This window comes from Comamonas sp. GB3 AK4-5, from assembly GCF_041320665.1.
GTDB lineage: Bacteria > Pseudomonadota > Gammaproteobacteria > Burkholderiales > Burkholderiaceae_C > Comamonas.
Map to the genome: position 1 here is coordinate 5,035,846 of NZ_CP166730.1, position 18,992 is coordinate 5,054,837.

The 18,992-nt window shown below is 64.0% G+C and carries 18 protein-coding genes and 1 riboswitch; of the genes, 5 read left to right on the top strand and 13 right to left on the bottom strand.

The genetic code is table 11. The annotated features are described in order from the left end of the window. Positions 1-29: 29 nt before the first annotated feature. The 4 genes from otnI to ACA027_RS22255 all read right to left on the bottom strand — a co-directional run bounded on the left by otnI (position 30) and on the right by ACA027_RS22255 (position 3,419). Positions 30-845 (bottom strand): 2-oxo-tetronate isomerase, encoded by an 816-nt coding sequence (gene otnI / locus ACA027_RS22240; RefSeq protein ID WP_370680346.1) that lies wholly within the window; start codon positions 843-845, stop codon positions 30-32. 173 nt (positions 846-1,018) lie between these two features. Next, entirely contained in the window at positions 1,019-1,603 is a 585-nt protein-coding gene (gene metW / locus ACA027_RS22245; protein WP_370680347.1) for a methionine biosynthesis protein MetW, read from the bottom strand. After that, entirely contained in the window at positions 1,600-2,730 is a 1,131-nt protein-coding gene (locus ACA027_RS22250) for a homoserine O-acetyltransferase (protein ID WP_370680348.1), read from the bottom strand. The genes metW and ACA027_RS22250 overlap by 4 nt, the downstream gene beginning before the upstream one ends. 110 nt (positions 2,731-2,840) lie before the next feature. Continuing rightward, positions 2,841-3,419, bottom strand: a complete 579-nt coding sequence (locus tag ACA027_RS22255) for a TMEM165/GDT1 family protein (protein WP_370682663.1) — start codon at positions 3,417-3,419, stop codon at positions 2,841-2,843. Positions 3,420-3,440: 21 nt separating this feature from the next. Beyond that, a riboswitch (yybP-ykoY riboswitch) is annotated at positions 3,441-3,625 on the bottom strand. 261 nt (positions 3,626-3,886) lie between these two features. Here ACA027_RS22255 and ACA027_RS22260 point away from each other — a divergent pair. Together ACA027_RS22260 and ACA027_RS22265 are read left to right on the top strand one after the other, a co-directional pair. Beyond that, positions 3,887-4,225: an RNA recognition motif domain-containing protein gene (locus tag ACA027_RS22260; protein WP_370680349.1), complete on the top strand. Its 339-nt coding sequence runs from the start codon at positions 3,887-3,889 to the stop codon at positions 4,223-4,225. Positions 4,226-4,459: 234 nt separating this feature from the next. Beyond that, complete coding sequence (locus tag ACA027_RS22265) at positions 4,460-4,906, top strand: RNA recognition motif domain-containing protein (RefSeq protein ID WP_370680350.1); 447 nt, start codon at positions 4,460-4,462, stop codon at positions 4,904-4,906. A gap of 64 nt (positions 4,907-4,970) precedes the next feature. Here the strand turns inward: ACA027_RS22265 and lptC are convergent, their stop codons facing one another. The 4 genes from lptC to ACA027_RS22285 all read right to left on the bottom strand — a co-directional run bounded on the left by lptC (position 4,971) and on the right by ACA027_RS22285 (position 9,701). Beyond that, positions 4,971-5,576: an LPS export ABC transporter periplasmic protein LptC gene (gene lptC / locus ACA027_RS22270; protein ID WP_370680351.1), complete on the bottom strand. Its 606-nt coding sequence runs from the start codon at positions 5,574-5,576 to the stop codon at positions 4,971-4,973. After that, the gene (locus tag ACA027_RS22275) at positions 5,573-6,121 is read right to left on the bottom strand and encodes a KdsC family phosphatase (RefSeq protein WP_370680352.1); all 549 of its coding nucleotides are present in this window, start codon (positions 6,119-6,121) and stop codon (positions 5,573-5,575) included. Before ACA027_RS22275 ends, lptC begins: the two co-directional genes overlap by 4 nt. After that, complete coding sequence (locus ACA027_RS22280; RefSeq protein WP_370680353.1) at positions 6,121-7,128, bottom strand: SIS domain-containing protein; 1,008 nt, start codon at positions 7,126-7,128, stop codon at positions 6,121-6,123. Before ACA027_RS22280 ends, ACA027_RS22275 begins: the two co-directional genes overlap by 1 nt. 131 nt (positions 7,129-7,259) lie before the next feature. Next, positions 7,260-9,701 (bottom strand): EAL domain-containing protein, encoded by a 2,442-nt coding sequence (locus ACA027_RS22285; RefSeq protein ID WP_370680354.1) that lies wholly within the window; start codon positions 9,699-9,701, stop codon positions 7,260-7,262. A gap of 201 nt (positions 9,702-9,902) precedes the next feature. On the opposite strand from ACA027_RS22285, the gene ACA027_RS22290 reads away from it, so the two are divergent. From ACA027_RS22290 to ACA027_RS22300, 3 genes are all read left to right on the top strand, one after another. After that, a complete protein-coding gene (locus ACA027_RS22290; RefSeq protein WP_370680355.1) occupies positions 9,903-10,460 on the top strand; it encodes an adenine phosphoribosyltransferase in 558 nt (185 codons plus the stop codon). A gap of 216 nt (positions 10,461-10,676) precedes the next feature. Beyond that, positions 10,677-11,750: a DUF4105 domain-containing protein gene (locus tag ACA027_RS22295; RefSeq protein WP_370680356.1), complete on the top strand. Its 1,074-nt coding sequence runs from the start codon at positions 10,677-10,679 to the stop codon at positions 11,748-11,750. A gap of 125 nt (positions 11,751-11,875) precedes the next feature. Then, positions 11,876-13,816 carry an esterase/lipase family protein gene (locus ACA027_RS22300; protein WP_370680357.1) on the top strand — a complete coding sequence of 647 codons (1,941 nt, stop codon included), beginning with the start codon at positions 11,876-11,878 and terminating at the stop codon, positions 13,814-13,816. Positions 13,817-14,221: 405 nt separating this feature from the next. Here the strand turns inward: ACA027_RS22300 and mnmE are convergent, their stop codons facing one another. The 5 genes from mnmE to rpmH all read right to left on the bottom strand — a co-directional run bounded on the left by mnmE (position 14,222) and on the right by rpmH (position 18,586). After that, positions 14,222-15,664, bottom strand: a complete 1,443-nt coding sequence (gene mnmE / locus ACA027_RS22305; protein ID WP_370680358.1) for a tRNA uridine-5-carboxymethylaminomethyl(34) synthesis GTPase MnmE — start codon at positions 15,662-15,664, stop codon at positions 14,222-14,224. Positions 15,665-15,899: 235 nt separating this feature from the next. Then, the gene (gene yidC / locus ACA027_RS22310; RefSeq protein WP_370680359.1) at positions 15,900-17,606 is read right to left on the bottom strand and encodes a membrane protein insertase YidC; all 1,707 of its coding nucleotides are present in this window, start codon (positions 17,604-17,606) and stop codon (positions 15,900-15,902) included. Beyond that, on the bottom strand, positions 17,603-17,875 hold the full coding sequence (gene yidD, locus ACA027_RS22315) for a membrane protein insertion efficiency factor YidD (RefSeq protein ID WP_370680360.1): 273 nt from the start codon (positions 17,873-17,875) through the stop codon (positions 17,603-17,605). The genes yidC and yidD overlap by 4 nt, the downstream gene beginning before the upstream one ends. A gap of 1 nt (position 17,876) precedes the next feature. Then, positions 17,877-18,392 carry a ribonuclease P protein component gene (locus ACA027_RS22320; protein ID WP_370680361.1) on the bottom strand — a complete coding sequence of 172 codons (516 nt, stop codon included), beginning with the start codon at positions 18,390-18,392 and terminating at the stop codon, positions 17,877-17,879. A gap of 59 nt (positions 18,393-18,451) precedes the next feature. Then, positions 18,452-18,586 (bottom strand): 50S ribosomal protein L34, encoded by a 135-nt coding sequence (gene rpmH / locus ACA027_RS22325; RefSeq protein WP_012207856.1) that lies wholly within the window; start codon positions 18,584-18,586, stop codon positions 18,452-18,454. Positions 18,587-18,992 lie beyond the last annotated feature (406 nt).

Consider the following 18,992-nt stretch of genomic DNA (forward strand, 5'->3'; position numbering starts at 1 on the left):
CGTGGCGCGCAGATGCTGCTCCGATTTTTTCAGCTGTCCAAGCCGGCGGCACAGCTTGCTCGGGCAGCGTGCAGCCAGCCCAGCCCCTGGGTCGTTCCGGCACGCGGGCGGTATTCGCAGCCTACCCAGCCGCTGTAGCCCAGTTGGTCCAACAGCGCGAACAGATAGGGATGATGCAGCTCTCCGATGTCGGGTTCGTGGCGGTCGGGCACACCCGCAACCTGGATATGGCCCACGCGGCCCGTGGGCAGGTAGTGGCGCAGCTTCATGGCCACATCGCCTTCGACGATCTGGCAGTGGTAGAGGTCCATCTGCACCTGCACATGGGCCACGCCAATTTCGGCCACCAAGGCATGGGCCTGGTCCTGGCGCTGCAGGTAGTAGCCGGGCATGTCGCGGCCGTTGATGGGCTCGATCATCAGCTGCACTCCCTGCTGGGCCGCGGCGGCTGCCGCGTACTGCAGATTGGCGATATAGGTGTGGCGCAGCTGCGCGTCGTTGGCGTCACGGCCTGCTGGCAACAGGCCTGCCATCACATGGATGCGCGGGCAACCCAGCACAGCGGCATAGGCCAGGGCCTGGTGAATGCCCTCTCTGAATTCCGGCTCCCGCCCAGGCAGACAGGCCAGGCCGCGCTCACCCGCATCCCAGTCCCCCGGCGGCGCGTTGAACAGCACCTGGGTCAGACCGTGGCGCTGCAGCTGCTCGGCAATGGCCTGGGGCGTATGGGCATAGGGAAACAGGTATTCCACCCCGGTAAAGCCGTCGCGGGCTGCGGCGGCAAAGCGGTCGAGAAACGCCAGCTCGGTATAGAGCATGGACAGATTGGCGGCAAAGCGTGGCATGCACCCATTATGCGAAGGACTGCACCCATGGACGAGCGCCGCCCCATGCCGGGGCACAGCCTATAAAACTGGCACAGCCTAAGTCAGGGCACCGCGCAAGGGCCGCCCCGCCGCGCCGGTGCCGTCCCCTGCCCGCGAGCGTAGCGGCCTAGCCGCTCAGGGGGTGCTTCAACTCACCCGCGTTCCAAACAAAACACCGCCGTGCTGGCCCGCAGATTGGGCAGGCTGCGGATGACCTGGCCTTCGCGCAGGCCGAAGGAATCCACCACGTTCAGCTGGTTTTTGTGCGCCAGCAGCTCGAAGTCCTTGTAGGTGCCCACGCGGATATTGGGCGTGTCATACCACTGGTAGGGCAGGTGGCGCGTGACGGGCATGCGCCCGCGCAGCACGGAAAAACGGTTGGGCCAATGGGCGAAATTGGGGAAGCTCACCACGCTCATGCGACCGACGCGCGCGGTTTCGCGCAACATCGTTTCGGCATTGCGCAGATGTTGCAGAGTGTTTATCTGCAACACCATATCGAAGCTGTTGTCTTCAAAAATGGCCAGGCCTTCATCCAGGTTCAGCTGCAGCACGTTGACGCCGCGCTGCACGCAGGCCAGCAGGTTGGCGTCGTCGATTTCCACGCCATAGCCGCTGCAGCCGCGCTCGCGCTGCAAATACTGCAAAAAGGCGCCGTCGCCGCAGCCCAGATCGAGCACACGGGCGCCCTGGGGCACCAACTGGGCCAGTGCTTGCATGGTGGGGGTAGCAGTCATGCGGCAATCTCCTTGGCAATGCCTTCGAAATAGGCGCGCATCGCAGACAGATAGCGCGGGTCGTCCAGCAAAAAGGCGTCGTGGCCATGCGGGGCGTCGATCTCGGCGTAGCTCACGTCGCGGCCGTTTTGTAGCAGGGCCTGTACGATTTCACGGCTGCGTCCCGGGGCAAAGCGCCAGTCCGTGGTGAAGCTGACCAGAAAGAACTTGGCCAGCGAGCGCGCCAATGCGGCATGCAGGCTGCCGCCATAGGCCTTGGCGGGATCAAAGTAATCCAGCGCCCGGGTGATGAGCAGATAGGTGTTGGCGTCGAAGTAGCTGCTGAACTTGTCGCCCTGGTAGCGCAGATAGCTTTCGATCTGGAACTCGATGTCCTGCGTGGTGAACTTGATGTCCGGTCCGTCGCGCAGCTCGCGGCCAAACTTCTGGTTCATCACGTCATCGCTCAGATAGGTGATGTGGCCGATCATGCGCGCGATGCGCAGACCGCGCTCCGGCACCACACCATGGGCGTAGAAGTCGCCGCCGTGAAAGTCCGGATCGGTGACGATGGCGCGGCGCGCCACCTCGTTGAAGGCGATGTTCTCGGCGTTCAGATTGGGCGCGCTAGCCACCACCACGGCGTGGCGCATGCGCTCGGGGTATTGCAGCGTCCAGCTCAGGGCCTGCATGCCGCCCAGGCTGCCACCCAGCACGGCGGCCAGCTGCTGAATGCCCAACCGGTCCAGCAGCAGGGCCTGGGCATGGACCCAGTCCTCCACCGTCAGCACCGGAAAGCTGGAGCCATAGACGGCACCGGTATCGGGATGGGTGTGCATGGGGCCGGTGGAACCAAAACACGAGCCCAGGTTGTTGACGCCGATGACGAAGAACTTGTTCGTGTCCACCGACTTGCCGGGGCCGATCATGTTGTCCCACCAGCCCTCGCTCTTGGGCTGGTCTTCGTAGACGCCGGCCACATGGTGGGAGGCATTCAACGCGTGGCAGACCAACACAGCGTTGGACCGGTCGGCATTCAGCGTGCCATAGGTTTCAAACGCGAGGGTGTAGTCACGGATGTGTTTGCCGCTTTGTAAGGGCAATGCATCCGAGAAATGCATGGATTGCGGTGTGGCGATGAAGGACATGAAAAAACCCGGCATCGCTAAAAACGAGGCCGGGTTCATACAAGCGGTTCGTCTTTAGCAGGATTTATAAAGCGCCCGCAAGCAGAAGCAAATCGGCGCATGAAAAGCCATTATGCCAAATCATTCACCACAGGCGTGAACAAGGCCAGCAGGCCCAGCACCAGGAAAATGACGGCCGACACCATATGCACCGTGCGCACGGGCACGCGCTTGACCAGCTTGTCGCCCAGCCACACCACCGGGGCATTGGCCAGCATCATGCCCAGCGTGGTGCCCGCCACCACCCAGACATAGGCCTGGTATTTGGCCGCCAGGGCCACGGTGGCAATTTGCGTCTTGTCACCCATCTCGGCCAGGAAGAAGGCCACCACCGTGCTGCCGAACACGCCCCAGTGGGAGTGGTCCGAGCTGCCTTCATCGTCCAGCTTGTCGGGAATCAGCATCCACACGGCCATGGCGATAAAGGACAGGCCCAGCACCCAGCGCATGACATCCGGCCCCGCCATCTGCGTCAACCAGGAGCCGACCGCGCCCGCCAGGGCATGGTTGACCAGCGTGGCCACCAAAATGCCCATGACAATGGGCCAGGGTTTGCGAAAGCGTGCCGCCAGTACGAGAGCGAGCAACTGGGTTTTATCGCCCATTTCAGCAAGGGCGACGATGGCGGTAGAGACGAAGAAGGCTTCCATGGGGATTTCTGTGTTGTGAATGGCCGGATGGTTGCGAGCACGCATTGACCACACTCCGACTCCGGCACGGGATCGGTGTGCAGTCAATGGTCTCGCCCAGTTCCACAGAAACCGCATGTGCCATAGGGCATGGGGCCCCAAGTTTGTTGACACATGCCTTTGGCGCATTGCGCGCCAAACGGGCTACTCCCCAAAGACAATCCTGGATTTTACTGCTATTTCGCAGAGAGCGTACTTTGTATCTCTGTGAACCGTGCAGCGGAGAAACACCGCCTTAACCGAAAAAGATGTTGTAACAAGCACAAAGCTCTCAATACCCTTCCAACCGCTGCAAGCATTTGTTCGATAATGCCCGAAGCGATTGCGCTCGCGCGCAATAGCCAGTGCGTTAGCGTCTCTACCGTTGTCACGTTTGCGGACCACCTAGGGCTCCATCGCGTTTCTCTCTCTTTTTCCTGGAGTCTTCCATGGGTAACAAACTTTACGTCGGCAATCTGCCGTACTCCTTCCGTGACAACGATCTGCAACAAGCCTTCAGCGCTTTCGGCACCGTGGCCAGCGCCAAGGTCATGATGGAACGCGACACTGGCCGCTCCAAGGGCTTCGGCTTTGTGGAAATGGGCAGCGATGCAGAAGCCCAAGCCGCTATTCAAGGCATGCACGGCCAAAACCACAGCGGTCGCGACCTGGTGGTGAATGAAGCCCGTCCCATGACCCCCCGCCCTCCCCGTAGCGGTGGCTTCGGTGGTGGCAATTTCGGTGGCGGTGGTGGCGATTTTGGCGGTGGCCGTCGCAACAGCTACTAATCCCACGATTTATACGCTTTCTCATAAAAGCGAAAACAAAGGAACCTACGGGTTCCTTTGTTGTTTAGAAATGTCACAAATTTACCGCCCCGGCGGTAATGCTTCTTTTCCTACGCAATTAATAATGCGCAACGGGAATACCTCCCAACGAGATCGGCAGGTCGGTTTTTCATCGCAGGGGCGGTCCAGGCTTGTTTAGGTCCAATCAAGAGACAGGGATTTAGAGGAGCGATGATGGGAAATAAGCTGTACGTTGGCAACCTGCCCTATACCGTACGGGACAATGATCTGCAACAAGCCTTCACACAGTTTGGCACCGTGGCCAGCGCCAAGGTCATGATGGAGCGTGATACTGGTCGCTCCAAAGGCTTTGGCTTCGTGGAAATGGCCAATGATGCAGAAGCCAGTGCCGCCATCCAAGGGATGAACGGCCAGCCACTGGGCGGACGCAGCCTGGTGGTGAATGAGGCCCGCCCCATGGAACCGCGCCCACCGCGTAATTTTGGCGGCGGTGGTGGTGGCCGCGGTGGTTATGGCGGCGGTGGTTACGGCCATGACCAGGACGGCGGCTATGGCAGTGGCCGCCAGGACAGCGGTTTCCGCAGCCCCTACGGCTCTGGCCCTCGCGGCCGGGGTGGTTATGGCGGCGGAGGAACAGGTGGTGGCTACAACGGCGAATAAGCCTTGGCTTCCTCACGAAAAAGGCCTCTTTTCAGAGGCCTTTTTCGTTGCACGCGGTCCGTCATCAAGGCGCAACGCGCCCGGGCTGCAGCGAGCCTCGCACCCGGCCCTGCATCTGCACCACCTGAGAGACGTTGTCGTATTCCAGCTTGTCGCTGGTGAAGCGGTCCTCGCCCCGGGTCAGCACCACAGGCAAATGGGAGCGCACGCGCTCTTCCTGGGTCCATGCATGGAGAAACTCGCCTTCAAACTTCAATGCCGTCCTGGGCGGCAGCGGTTGGCGCACCACCACGGCGTTGCCCCATAGCTGCACCTCGGATGCATCGGAGTTGCTGATGCCCTTGCGCGCCGTGGCCGTGGTCTTGGTGCCGTCCGGGGCAAAGCCGCGCAGGTCCACCTGCTGGATTTCCATGGTGTCGGTGTCGGGGTAGTGATCGCCGCGATCGCCCCGAATCTCACTTTGCATACGGCCCTTGGCGTCAAAGTCCTTCACCATGAAGTGCAGCATGGTGTAGTCGGGCTCGTGCAGCACCGGGCGCTCGGCCACAGGGCGGGACACCGTAGGCGCATTGCGCACCAGCCACCACGAGCCCAGCGCCAGCAGCGCCATCAGCAGCACCGGCAGATACAGCGAGACCTGCTCCCAGGAGCGACGCACAGCAGCCATCATGGTAGGTAGGTCTCCAGCAAACGACGGTAAGCGCCCGTGGCCGTCAGCAGCAAATCACACACCGCACGCACCGCGCCATGGCCGCCCGCCTGGGGCGTGACCCAATGCGCCAGCGCCGCACACTCCGCATGGGCATTGGCGGGGGCACAGGCCAGGGCACTGCGCTGCATCATCGGCAGATCGGGCCAGTCATCGCCCATGGCGGCGGCCTGGCTCCAGTCCAAGCCCAGCGCATCCAAGATGGACTGGGCCGCCGGCAACTTGTCTTCCGTGCCATAGCGCACATGCACCACGCCCAGCTGTGCAAGGCGCAGTCGCAGCGGCTTGGAATCCCGCCCCGTCACCACGGCAGGGGTGATGCCGGCTTTTTGCAGCAGCTTGATGCCATGGCCGTCCAGGGTGTTGAAACGCTTGAACGTTTCGCCCTCTTCGGAAAACAGCAGCCCGCCATCGGTGAGCACGCCATCCACATCCAGAAACAGCACACGCACCGGCTGGGCCTGCAGCAGCAGCTCGGTGGGGAATTGCAGGGCAGCATGGACCATCAGATCACCTTGGCGCGCATCAGGTCGCGGATATGCACCACACCGGCCAGGCGGCCGTCGGCCTCTACCGCCATCACCGAGGTGATGCCGTGCTGCTCCATCAGCTGCGCGGCATCCACCGCCAGCGCGTCCACCGCAATGGTTTTGGGGCGAGCATGCATCAAGGCCTGGGCCGTGGCGCCACGCAGCTCGGTGCCCACTTCGATGCAGCGGCGCAAATCTCCATCGGTGAAGATGCCCTGCACCTGCTGCTGCGCATCCACCACCACGGCACAACCCAGGCCCTTGGCCCCCATCATGCGCATCAGCGTGCTGAAGTCTGCCTCAGGCAGCACCGTGGGCAAATCGTCGCCCTTGCGCATCACATCGGCCACATGGGTCAGCAGCTTGCGACCCAGCGAGCCACCGGGGTGGGAACGGGCAAAATCCTCGGCCCTAAAGCCCCGGGCATCCAACAGCGCCATGGCCAGGGCATCACCCAGGGCCATTTGCGCCGTGGTGCTGGCCGTGGGCGCCAGGTTCAACGGACAGGCTTCGCGCTCGACACTGGTGTCCAGCACCCAGTCGGCATGGCGGGCCAGGCTGGATGCCACGCCACCGGTCATGGCCACCAGGGCCACGCCCTGGCGCTTGAGGGCCGTCAACAACGAGGTGATCTCATCGGTCTCGCCGCTGTTGGACAGGGCCAGCACCAGGTCCTGGGCCGTGACCATGCCCAGATCGCCGTGGCTGGCCTCGGCCGGGTGCACAAAAAAAGCGGGGGTGCCGGTGGAGGCCAATGTGGCCGCCAGCTTGCGGCCCACATGGCCGCTCTTGCCCATGCCCATGACCACCACGCGCCCGGGCAGCTGCAAAATTTTGCGCACCACCTGAGAAAAAGCATCGTCCAGCCGCGCGGACATGGCCTGCAGGGCTTGCACCTCAATGGCCAGAGTACTGCGGGCCAACTCCAGGGCCCGCCCGCTGTCCCGGGACGGGGTGCGGGCCGAAGTATCAGAAACTTGCATGGCGAAATTCTAGGGCTTGTTCACTTTCGCCCCCGCGATTGCGGGCTATGGCCCGGTGATGGACTCGCCAGCGCTGCGAACTCATCCCGATTGCGCTCCAACGCGCCTGCATAGAGATCGTGAACACGTTCTTACTGCGCCAGCATCACCTCGGCCTCGTCCGGTCGGCCAAACAGATAGCCCTGGAAGCGCCGGCAGCCATTGCGCACCAGAAACTCCAGCTGGCCCTGTGTTTCCACCCCTTCGGCCACCACCTCCAGCCCCAGGCTCTGGCCCAGGGCAATCACCGTGCGCACGATGGCGGCATCGTTGGCGTCCAGCAGCACATCGCGCACAAAGCTCTGGTCGATCTTCAGCTGCGACAGCGGCAGGCGCTTGAGGTAGCCCAGCGAGGAGTAGCCCATGCCAAAGTCGTCCAGCGAAAAGCGTATGCCCATGGCCCGCAGCGATTGCATCTTGGCAATGCTGTCCTCCACGGCCTCCAGCATCAGGCTCTCGGTCAGCTCCAGCTTGAGCAGGTCGGGGCGTGCCCCGGTGTCGCGCAGAATGTCCTGGATACGGCACAGAAAATCGGCGTGGCGGAACTCCTGGGCACTCAGGTTCACCGCCAAGGTCCAGCAGGCCGAGATCGGGTGACGGGCCCAGGCCGCCAGTTGCAGGCAGGCCTGGCGCAGCACCCAGCGGTCCAAGGCAAAAATCAGCCCCAGCTGCTCGGCCACCGGGATAAAACTCCCCGGCGGCACCATGCCGCGCTCGGGGTGGGCCCAGCGCACCAGGGCTTCGGCGCCCAGCACGCTGCCCTGGTCGTCCACCACGGGCTGGTAGTGCAGCACAAAGTCCCCGCGATCCAGGGCGATGTGCAGATCGGCCTCCAGCGCTGCCCGGGCGCGCAGACTGCGCTGCAGCTCGGGGTCGAAAACGCTCCAGGCATTGCGCCCCTGGGCCTTGGCCTCACCCAGGGCCAACTCCACGCACTGCCGCATGTCATCCACCGAGCGGTCGCGCCCCCAAAACCCGGCCGCCCCGATGCCGAATGAGGCATGGACTGCCCGGCCCTGCAGCTCATAGGCCTGGTCCAGCACCCCCATCAGGCTCACAGCCATGGCGCTGGCCCGCGCCTGAGCCTGGGCCATGTCGGGTGCCAGGGCTTCGATCAGCACCAGAAACTCATCCCCCCCCACGCGCCCCACCACATCGCCGGGGCGGCACCAGGCCCGCAGGCGGCGCGCCACCTCTTGCAGCAGGGCGTCGCCCCAGCTGTGGCCCATGGCGTCGTTGATGCCCTTGAAATGGTCCACATCCAGCAGCAGCAAGGCGCCCGCACCATGTTTGAGGCTGCGCTCCAGCGCCTGGTCAATCTGCTGCAGCATGGCGGCACGGTTGGGCAGCTCGGTCAAATCATCCCGGTAGGCCAGGCGGCGGATGGCGACCTCGGTCTGCTTGCGCTCGGTGATGTTGCGCGCCACGCCACGGTAGCCCGTGAAAACGCCCTCTTCATCCCAGACCGGGGTGCCGCTGAGGGACAGCCAGGTGAGCTGGTCATTGCCGTCGTGGTGGCACAGCTCCCAGTCGTGAAAGGCTTCACGCCGCGCCATCAACGCCTGGCGTTCTGCTATTTTTTCAGAAGCTTCATATGCTTGCTGCCACAGTGTTTGCGCCCAAAAATACTGGGTATGCAGGCTTTGCTGCAGCGCGTCCGGGCAACCATCCAGATGTACAAAGCGCAGACGGCCATCCAGCTCCCAGAACCAGTCGGACGACAGCGCCGTCATGCTGCGCCAGCGCTGCTCGCTCTGGCTGAGCTGCTGCTGGGTCTGCACATAGTCGGTCACATCGGTATAGGTGCGCACCTTGCGGCCATCGCGCTCGGGGTGGGTGCGCACCTCCAGATAGCGGCCTTCCTGCGTACGGCGGATATAGACCGATGGGCAATAGCGCCCGTCAATGCCTCCTACCGTCGCGCCCGGAGGCCAGTACAGGGCGCGGTCGAATTCACCACGCTCGCGCTGAAAAGCCACCAGCTCGCGCAAAAAAGGCTGCTGCTCCATGCGCGCTTCGGGAATGTCCAGCAGCTCCAGCGCGCGCTCGTTGTACAGCTGCACACGGCCCTGGGCATCCATGCTGATCACCCCCTGCGAAATACTCGACAGCGTGGAGTGCAGCTCGCGGCTGTGCTCGGCCAGGGCCCGCTCGGTGGCCCGCTGGCGGGCCAGGCTTTCCAGCTGCTCGGGCAGCGGCTGCAAATGCTGACTGGAGCCAGGCTGCGGAGGACACACCACAAAATCGGCAAAGCCCGCACGCATGGACAAGGCGGCCAGCTCTTCCTGCCCAAACTCCACCATCACCAGGGCCATGGTAGAACCCAGCCAGCGCAGGGCCTGCAGCGCATCGCCATCGGTTTGCTCGAAGGCCACCATGGCCATTTGCGGCAGATGCTGGGCGTGCAGGATCTGGCCACCGGCCAGGTCGGTGGCATGCAGCACACGCCATCGCGGTCGCACGCTGAACAAAAACTGCTGTACCTGTTCCGCGTGGGCACAGTCACCATCGATCAGCAGAACAGTCAATTCCATATGTTCCAGGCGCCAGGGGATGGACGAGGCCACAATACCGACTGGCGGCATTGCACATGGGCAAGCATTATGCTCAGCTCCCAAGTGCCATCCGGTCACCTGTACTGCCGGCCGTAATCCACGGCTGCCGCTTGTCCCACCTCTTGCCTACGGCACACGGTGCCGAATCTTGAGCGCTTTGTGCGTCCCTGCCACTTTGCCATGACCCATCTCAGCGTCACCGACTACCTCCGCGGCCATATCCGCACCGTGCCCGACTGGCCTGCACCCGGCGTGCAATTCCGCGACATCACCCCGCTGCTGCAAGACCCCAAGGTCTTCCGCGTGCTGATCGATGCCTTTGTCCACCGCTATATGGACAAGGACATGCGCCCCGACGTGGTCGCCGGCCTGGATGCACGCGGCTTCATCCTGGGCTCGGTCATTGCCTACGAACTGGGCGTGGGCTTTGTGCCCATCCGCAAAAAGGGCAAGCTGCCCTTCACCACCGTGGAAGAAACCTACGAGCTGGAATACGGCAGCGCCACCGTGGAGCTGCACACCGACGCCGTCAAGGCCGGTGACAAGGTGCTGCTGATTGACGACCTGATCGCCACCGGTGGCACCATGATGGCGGGCAAGAAGCTGCTGGAAAAGCTGGGCGCCACCGTGACGGAGGGTGCGGCCATTGTGGACCTGCCCGAGCTCGGCGGCTCCAACCGCCTGCGCGGGGAAGGCCAGCTGAAGCTGTTCACTTTGGTGGATTTTGCGGGGCACTGACTCCCCCCCTGAGTCGCCTGCGGCGCCTTCCCCCCAGGGGGACGACAGCCTCGCTGCGGGGCGGCCCTTGCTCGCTGTCCCTGAGTTGGGCCACGCCAGTTTCCTACCCTGCTCCCTGGACTTGCTCCCTCGCCCCTTCGGGGAGAGGGCTGGGGTGAGGGGCTGCCAATTGCGTGTAATACGCCCACCTTGCCCTTCACATCTGCATAGAACGCTATGGTTTTAAAGCATTCCTTTCCCTGGTGGCTGTTGGCGCTGCGTGCCCTGGGCTGGTTGGTCAGCGGCCTGGCTGCCCTGCTGGGTCTGTTGTGGGGCCTGGGCGCCTTGTACTACCAAGGGCCGCAGCGCCCGCTGCTGCTGTGGCCGGTGCTGGCGCTGTGGGCGCTGGCCTGGCTGACGGCCAGCGTCTGGGCCTGGCGCAGCGGCCGCATGCTGCTGCTGTGGGGTGTGGGGGCCTTGCTGCTGGCGGCCATGCTGGTTTGGTGGAGCACCATAGCCCCCCGCCAGGACCGGGACTGGGCCGACGATGTGGCCCATATCACCAGCCTGCAGCGCGATGCTGAAGATGGCGACCGGGTGGTGCTGCAGCATGTGCGCAACTTCAGCTGGCGCAGCGAGACCGACTACACCGCCCGCTGGGACACGCGCAGCTACGACCTCTCCCAGCTGCGCAGCGTGGACATGGCGGTGTCGTACTGGATGGGCCCTGCCATTGCCCACACCCTGGTGTCGTTTGGTTTTGCCGATGGCCAGCAGTTGGTGTTTTCCTTCGAGATCCGCAAGGAAAAAGGCGAGGCCTTCGACGCCCTGGCCGGCTTCTTCAAGCGCTATGAGCTGGCGCTGATCGCGGCCGATGAGCGCGACATCCTGGCCGTGCGCACCAATGCGCGCGGCGAGCAGGTGTTTTTGTACCGCGTGGACATGCCCCAGCCCGCCATGCGTAACCTGCTGCTGTCCTATGCCCAGCAGGCAGATCGGCTCCATGCCCAGCCGCGCTGGTACCACACGCTCACCGCCAACTGCACAACCATCGTCTGGGACATGGCGCGCAGCCTGGTGGGCGGTCTGCCACTGAACTGGCAGCTGCTGGCCTCGGGCTATCTGCCCGAATACCTGCACGCCGTGGGCGGCCTCACGCCCGGCCAGCCGCTGTCCGCCCTGCGTGCTGCCGGTGACATCACGGACCGCGCCCAGCAATGGCAAGCGCCAGCGGGTGCAGATGATCTGACCGCCAGCATCGATTTTTCACGGGCAATTCGCCAGGGTATTCCGCCGCTACCACAGCCATAGCAGCCCACGCTTTGCCGACGCGCTGCGCTGGCTGTTAACGCTGTGCAGGCTGCCCTGCGTCAAGCACAAGCGGTGCAGCCTGCCTACACTGGTGCGTTGCACCGTCTGCACCTCGACCTGCTCCCATGTTCTCCCTTGCCCGCTTTCACAGCCCCGCGCGATGGCTGCTGCCCGCCTGCCTGGCCCTGTTGACCGGCTGCGCCGGCGTCAAAGTCAGCTCCATCCAGCCCTCGGACTATCTGGCCCAGCGCCGTGCCGATGTACTCACCAGCGGCCAGCTCAGCCCTGCCACGCGCGAATCACTGCGCGTCATGGGCAGTGAGTCCAAGCCTTGCCTGGCCGACGCCAGCGCCTGCCGCGACCAGTTGCGCAGCAGCGCCGGGCTGACGGATGAGCAACGCCTCTCCGCCCTGTCCGAGCTGTGGGCCAAGCAGGCCATGGACCAGGAGCGCGAGACCCCCGGCAGCGCCATTGCGGCCTGGCTGGAATCGGCGCGCTATGCCTGGGCCTACCTGTTCTTCACCGAACGCTCGCCCAGCGAGCGCGCCTTTGAAGACCGGCAAACCCAGGTACGCGACTACTACAACTACGCCGCACAACAGGCCGTGACCGGGCTGTTCAAGCACCGTGACGAGCTCTCGGTGGAGCTGCCCACCGACCTGGACGAGCTGCATGGCGACCGCATACGCTGGCAGCAATGGCAGCTGACGGTGGAGCTCTCCGGCCTGCGCCAGCCCGCCCACCGGGTGCTGCCGCAGGAGCTGGTGGCGGCCGCCTCGCTCACCTTCTCCGGCCTGCGCAACATCTACCGGCGCGACGGCTTTGGCGCCGAGCTGGTGGCCGTCTTCCCACCGCCCCCCGAAGCCGCCGGCCCCGACCCGCGCTGGGGCCGCATGCAGGGACCGCCCTACCAGGAGGCCCTGTTCCCCGCCATCACTGCCCTGCTGCAGTTCGAGGGCAGCAACCTGGCCCAGGTGCTGGCCACCCAGGCCCTGAGCGTGCGCCTGATGGACCCTTACCGCCAAAGCGAGGTGAAGCTGGCCGGCAACCGCGTGCCGCTGGCGGGCAACTTCACCTCAGGCTACGGCCTGTGGCTGGCGCGCTCGGGCTTTTCCACCCAGGCGGTGCGCAGCCTGCTGGGCATGGGCAATGGCATCGTGCAGCCGCAAATCTATCTGATGCAGCCCTACGACCCCGACCGCCGCGTGGTGGTCATGCTGCACGGCCTGGCCAGCAGCCCCGAGGCCTGGATCAACGTGGCCAACGAGGTGCTGGGGGACGAGCTGCTGCGCAGCAACTACCAGATCTGGCAGGTCTACTACCCCACCAACGCCCCGCTGGCACTGAACCACCACGCCATACGCGAAGCCCTGACGGAGACGCTGCAGCATTTCGACCCCGACGGCAAAGCTCCAGCCTCTCACCACCTGACCCTGGTGGGCCACAGCATGGGCGGCGTGCTGTCGCGGCTGATGGTCAGCAGCACTCAGGGCCAGTTGCTGAATGCCATGACCACGGAACTGGAGCTGGAGCTGTCCGCCAGCGCCAAGCGCCAGCTGGAGGGACATCTGTCCGAATACCTGGAATTCGAGCCCTTCCCGCAGGTGGACAGCGCCATCTTTATTGCGGCCCCCCATCGCGGCACCGGCTTTGCCAGCAACCGCCTGGCCCGCTGGGTGGCCAATCTCATCACGCTGCCCATTTCCATGGTGGAGCAATTCACCGACGTGGCCCGCGCCGTGGCCAACGCCGCCCCACGCACCGGCAAACAAGGCCTGCTGCGCATTCCCAACGGCATAGACAACCTCAGCGACAAAGACCCCTTTGTACGCGCAGCGGCCGAGCTGCCCATCTCCAGCAAGGTGCGCTACCACTCCATCATCGGCATCGACAACCCCAAATTGCCGCTGGAAGAGAGCAGCGACAGCATCGTGCCCTACTCCAGCGCCCACCTGGCCGGCGCAGCGTCGGAACGCATCGTGCCCTCCGGCCACAGCGTGCAGGAGCAGCCCCAGTCCATCGTCGAAATCCGCCGCATTCTGCGCAGCCAGCTGCAGCCGCAGTAAGTCCCCCTCACCCTCTCCCGCCAGCGGGCGAGGGAGAAAGGCAGGGGACCAAGCCCCCATCCCAGCCTTCCCCCGAAGGGGAAGGGGCAACAACCCAGGTACAACGCAAGCCTGCTTCAGACGCGGTGAGGCTGCTCATCCAAACATAGCTTGCTGTGCATACACAGCAAGCTATTCAGGTGGTTTTGGTTTGAAATATGCACCTTGCTGTGCGGAGAGCCCCTCACCCCAACCCTCTCCCCAAAGGGGCGAGGGAGCAAAAGCAGGCGCGCAACGCAGAAAACCGGCGCGCCCCATACCAGGGGCACCGCGCAAGGGCCGCCCCGCCGCGCTGGTGCCGTCCCCCTCCGGCGCGTAGCGCCTAAAGAGGGGGAAGACGCGCAGCGGCACAGGGGGAGCCAGACTTTATTTCCCTATACAGAAGCTAGAGAAGATCACGCCCAGCAGGTCATCGGATGTGAACTCACCGGTGATGCTGTTCAGCGCGGTTTGCGCCAGGCGCAGCTCCTCGGCCAGGATGTCCAGTGCCGGGCCGGGCACATGCAGCTGCGCATGCGCCTCCTCCAAATGGGCACCCACGGCCTGCAGCGCCTCCACATGGCGGGCGCGGGCAATGTACAGGCCTTCGGCGGCAGACTGCCAACCCGCCACTTCCAGCAGGCGCTGGCGCACGGCGTCCAGGCCGGTGCCGGTGCGGGCGGACAGGCTCAGCCCTTGCGCGGCCCCTGCACGCTCGGCCAGGGGCGCCAGCGGCCGCATCTGCGCGCCGGGTGCGGCCAGGTCGGTCTTGTTCCACAGGTCAATCACCGGCACGCTGGGCAGGATGCGTTCGGCCAGGGTCTGGGCAATCTCCAGGTCGGCGGCCACGTAGTCGGCCTCGCCCATGCGCGAGAGGTCGTGCAGAAACAGCACGGCATCGGCGGCGGCAATCTCGTCCCAGGCGCGGGCAATGCCGATGCGCTCCACCTCGTCCTCGCTGTCGCGCAGGCCGGCGGTGTCGATCACATGCAGGGGCACGCCATCGATTTGGATGGTTTGCTGCACCTTGTCGCGCGTGGTGCCGGCAATGGGGGTGACGATGGCCAGCTCGGCCCCGGCCAGGGCATTGAGCAGCGAGCTTTTGCCGGCATTGGGCTGGCCAGCAATCACCACCTTGATGCCTTCGCGCAGCAAGGCGCCCTGCTGGGTGCGGGACAGCACCAGGCCCAGTTGCGCCTGCAAGCGGTCCAGCTGACCGTAAGCGTCGGCTTTTTGCAGGAAATCGATCTCTTCTTCCGGGAAGTCCAGCGTGGCCTCGACCAGCATGCGCAAATGCACCAGGGCATCGCGCAGTTCACGGATTTCACGGGAGAAATCGCCCGATAGCGAGCGGCTGGCGCTGCGGGCTGCAGCTTCGGTGCTGGCATCGATCAGGTCGGCAATGGCCTCGGCCTGGGCCAGGTCGATCTTGTCGTTCAGAAAGGCGCGCTCGGTGAACTCGCCCGGCTGGGCCAGGCGCAGACCGGGCAACACGGGCTTGCCATCGGCACCGGCGGCCTGCGCAGCCTCCAGGCAGCGGGCCAGCAGCAGCTGCAGCACCACGGGGCCGCCATGGGCCTGCAGCTCCAGCACGTCTTCGCCGGTGTAGCTGTGCGGGCCGGGGAAGTACAGGGCCAGGCCATGGTCTATGGGGGCACCCATGGCGTCCTTGAAGGGCAGGTAAGTGGCTTCGCGGGCCCGGAGGTCGCGCCCGCAGAGCAGGCGCACCAGGGGCGCAATCTGCTTGCCCGAGACCCGCACAATGCCCACGGCCCCCCGGCCGGGGGCGGTGGCGATGGCGGCAATGGGGTCGGCGTGGCGGGCAAGCATGGGTGAAAGCTTTCGGTGGGGAAGACGGTGGCCCATGATAGCCAGCGGGCCGGCAGGGCAGGACTCACAAAAACCGGAGCACTCTGTGCTGATTGCCATTGGACTTCAGATAGATAAGCATCTGAAACCAAGGCAGCGCATGCACAAAGCGCTCTGGTTTTTGCTGCGCCACCAGCAGGGCGCAAAGCACAACGGCCGCTTGCGGCGGCCGTTGTGGATTCAGCTCAGACGCTGCTTACTTCTTGCTATCAGCCGCTGCGGCAGCCTTGAAGTTGGGCAGATTGAACTGCGGGGGCACGCCCATGCGGGTGTTGATCACCCACTGCTGGGCGATGGACAGAATGTTGTTGGTCAGCCAGTACAGCACCAGGCCAGCCGGGAAGAAGAAGAACATCACGCTGAACATCAGCGGCATGATCCACATCATCTTGGCCTGCATGGGGTCCGGTGGCACGGGGTTGAGTGCGGTCTGCAGCAGCGAGGACAGCATCATCAGCACTGGCAGAATGAACCAGGGGTCCTTGGCCGACAGGTCGGTGATCCACAGAATCCAGGGCGCCTGGCGCATTTCCACCGAGGACAGCAGCACCCAGTACAGCGTCATGAACACGGGGATCTGGATCATGATGGGCAGGCAGCCGCCCATGGGGTTGACCTTTTCCTCGCGGTAGATGCGCATCATCTCCTGCTGCATCTGCTGGGGCTTGTCCTTCAGGCGCTCGCGCATTTCCTGAATCTTGGGGTTGATGGCCTTCATCTTGGCCATGCTGGAGTAGGCCTTGGCGTTCAGCCAGTAGAACAGGATCTTCAGCAGCAGCACCAGACCGATGATGGCCCAGCCCCAGTTGCCCAGCACGCTGTGGATCTGGTCCAGCAGCCAGTACATGGGCTTGGCCAGGATGGTGAACATGCCGTAGTCCTTGACCAGCTCCAGACCGGGGTAGATGGTTTCCAGCATCTTCTCCAGCTGTGGGCCGGCAAAGAGCTGGGCGTCCACCGCCTTGGTCTCGCCAGGCTGCAGGGCGCCAACGGCCACGATCTGGCCGGCGGCATACAGGTTGTCGCCCACCTTGCGTGCGAAGTTGTCGCGCTGCTGGCCATCGCTCAGCAACCAGGCGCTGGCGAAGTAATGCTGCACCATGGCCACATAGCCGTCCGGCGTGGCCTTCACGAACTCGGCCTTGCCCTTTTCGATGTCCTTGAAGTCCACCTTCTGGAACTTCTTCTCATGCGAGTACACGGCCGGACCGGTGAAGGTGGAGTACATGGCCGACTGCTCGCCCTCGGGTGCATTACCGTCACGCAGCAGCTGCAGATACAGCTGGGGGTTCACGGCGGCAGCGCCCTGGTTGACGATCTCGTGCTTGACGCCGATGGCGTAGTCGCCACGCTTCAAGGTGTAGGTCTTGACCAGCTTCACACCGTCCATGACGGGCGACTCGAAACGCACTTGCAGTTCGTTGGCGCCATCGGCCAGCTCGCGTGCACCGGGCATCAGCTGCATGGTGGTCTTGTGCGTGGGGAAGTTGCCACCCACCAGACCGGTCTGGGCCAGGTAGACACGGCTGGCGCTCTCGTCGAACAGCACAAAGGGCTTGCTCTTGTCCACATGGTCGGCGTATTTGAGCAGCTCGGCATGGCCGATGGTGCCGCCCTGGCCGTCAAAGCTCAGGCGCAGCACATCGGTGCTGACGGTGACTTTTTCACGGGCAATGGCGTTGGCGGCTGGTGCATCGCTGGCCGGCACATCGCTGGCCGTAGCCGTGGGAACAGGGGCAGCTGCCGGCACCTCCGCAGGCTTGGCCGCTGCCGTGGCAGGGGCCGTCGCAGCCGACGGGAAGAACGTGGCTTGCTTGCCGTTGTGGATTTGCCACTTGTCCCACAGCAGAACCAGGGAAAAGCCAAATATCACCCACAGGATGGTGCGGCGAATGTCGTTCATGAAGACTTCTTTGGTGAGGAAGAGGAGGTCAAACCGGTGAACAGCCCCGGCACCTTTTCGGGCACAGGGTCATGCCCGCCAGCACACCAGGGGTGACAGCGCGCCAACCGGCGCAGTGTCAGATAGGTTCCGGCTGCAGCACCGTGCTGCTCCAGAGCTTGCAAGGAATAGGCCGAGCAGGTGGGCTCAAAGCGGCAGGCCGAGCCCAGCCACGGGCTGAGTGTGAGGCGGTAGCCCCGCACCAAGGCCATGAGCAAGGCGCGCACCATATCAGACCACCCCTTGGAGAGGCGGCGCAGCAGCGGGCTGCGCTTTCGCGGACGCCGCCGCTTTGCGCGCGGCTGAAGCAAACAGCTGCTCCAGCTCGGCCCGAACGGCAGCCTTGAGTGTATCGGAGCAAGCGCTGATGAACTGCTTGCGGTCAAAACCCGCACGCAGTCGCACCACATAGGCCGCCCGGATGGGCTGGGCCTGGAAAGCGGGCGCACTCGCCTGCGCCACGGCATAGGCCTGGCGTTTGATGGCATGACGGGTCACGGAGCGCTTGGCCCAGCGCTTGGGAATCAGCGGACCGATCCAGTCCTGTGGATAAACCGAACCAGGAACGGAAAACAGGGCCTGCGGTCCTTGCGCAGATGGCAAGGAACCGGGCCCGGTAGAGATGGTGGCGTCGGCAGCCTGGATGGGTTCCAGCACCAGCCGGTGCAAGGCGAAATGCGCCGTCCGGGAGATGATTCCCCCCGACATGGCCGCCTGGAACTGCGCGCGCGTCTTCAGCCGCTGCATATCCGCAACACCCTGACCTGCAGGGCGTGGAAGTGGACAGGCTGCCAAACAGTCCGGCCTTAGACGGCCAGACGCTTGCGACCCTTGGCGCGGCGTGCGTTGATCACGGCACGGCCACCCTTGGTCTTCATGCGCACCAGGAAACCATGGGTGCGGGCGCGGCGGGTCTTGGAAGGTTGGTAAGTACGTTTCATGTTGGTTCCTTGAAAAGGTTCAGCTTTGCACTGGCTGGGTCAAAACGCCCGGCCCGTATCGCCCAGCATGGGCCCCTGCAAAAGTGCGTCTGCACCTTGCCGGGCCCGCCAAAAAGCCGAAGACTGTTGAATCAAGCGCGGCCAACGCACCAGGGCTTTGGCCTACTCTTTTCCGATTTTTCTCAGCTTTTTTTGCGCCGCGCGGGACATATCACCCTGAACACATTCAGGGAAACCCGAAATTATCTCAGCGTTGCACGTATGTTGCAATGCCCCTCAAAATCTTCCGTCAAAATACGCGGCCTTCTTCACCAGGGGGCAAGGCGGGAGTTTTTTGTGGATAACCCTTTGAAAAGCTACAATCACCACCCCGCAACCGTTCCTCCTATCCACAAGAAGACCTAGC